Below are 1,114 nucleotides of genomic sequence, written 5' to 3' on the forward strand. Positions count from 1 at the left end.
TGGTGTAGGAAGGTTTCCCTGAGAGGGTGGCCACCGTCGATCTTCTGGTAGGGTTCGGATGCGAACTCGAACCTGGAGAAGAAGACGATGACCGATGACAGAATGGCCCTTGTTGAGCTGATCGAGCAAGGGGCTGACAGCGATTTGGTGCGCGAGATGCTGGCTTTTGCCGCTGAGCGCATGATGGATCTGGAGATTGAGGCCAGAACCGGTGCGCCCGCCGGCAGTCGCAGCCAGTCGCGACTGAACCACCGCAACGGCTACCGCGAACGGGGATGGGACACCCGTGCCGGTCGGATCGATCTGGCGATCCCGAAGCTGCGCAAAGGCAGCTACTTTCCGAGCTTCCTGGAGCCGCGCCGCACCGCCGAGAAGGCCTTGGCAGCGGTGATCCAGGAGGCCTATGTGCACGGCGTCTCGACCCGTTCGGTCGACGATCTGGTTAAGGCGATGGGCGCCAGCGGCGTATCGAAGAGCCAGGTCAGCCGCCTGGTTGCCGAGATTGACGAGCGGGTGAACGCCTTCCTCACCCGCCCGATCGAGGGCGAGTGGCCCTATTTGTGGATCGACGCCACCTACCTCAAGGTGCGTGAGGGCGGACGGATCGTCTCGACGGCGACGATAATCGCCGTTGGCGTCAACACCGATGGCCGCCGTGAAGTTCTGGGCGTCGCCACCGGCCCTTCGGAGGCGGAGCCCTTCTGGAAAGCCTTCCTGCGTTCGCTGGCGGATCGCGGACTGCGCGGGGTGAAGCTGGTCATCGCCGATGATCACAAGGGACTGCGCGCTGCCGCCAGCAAGGTGTTTGCCGCGAGCCAGCAACGCTGCCGGGTGCACTGGATGCGCAACGCGCTGGCCCATGCCGCGCCCAAACAGCGGCCCGCCGTGATTGCCATGATCAAGACGATCTTCGCGCAGGAGACGACCGAAGCGGCGCACCAGCAGTGGGAGCAGGTCGCCGATGCCCTGCGCGAGAAGTTCCCGAAGCTGGCCGACATGATGGACGCATCGCGCGAGGATGTGCTTGCCTACATGGCGTTCCCGAAGGATCACTGGGCGCAGATCGCGTCCACCAACCCGCTGGAAAGGGTGAACAAGGAGATTAAGCGAAGGG

The 1,114-nt window shown here is 64.0% G+C and carries 1 protein-coding gene; it reads left to right on the forward strand.

What is annotated here, in order from left to right; genetic code table 11:
* Nucleotides 1-87 precede the first annotated feature (87 nt).
* Nucleotides 88-1,114 (forward strand): IS256 family transposase (locus tag GGQ90_RS28920; protein ID WP_188084660.1); only part of this gene is annotated, 1,027 nt, incomplete at its 3' end.

This window comes from Sphingobium scionense (assembly GCF_014197035.1).
GTDB lineage: Bacteria > Pseudomonadota > Alphaproteobacteria > Sphingomonadales > Sphingomonadaceae > Sphingobium > Sphingobium scionense.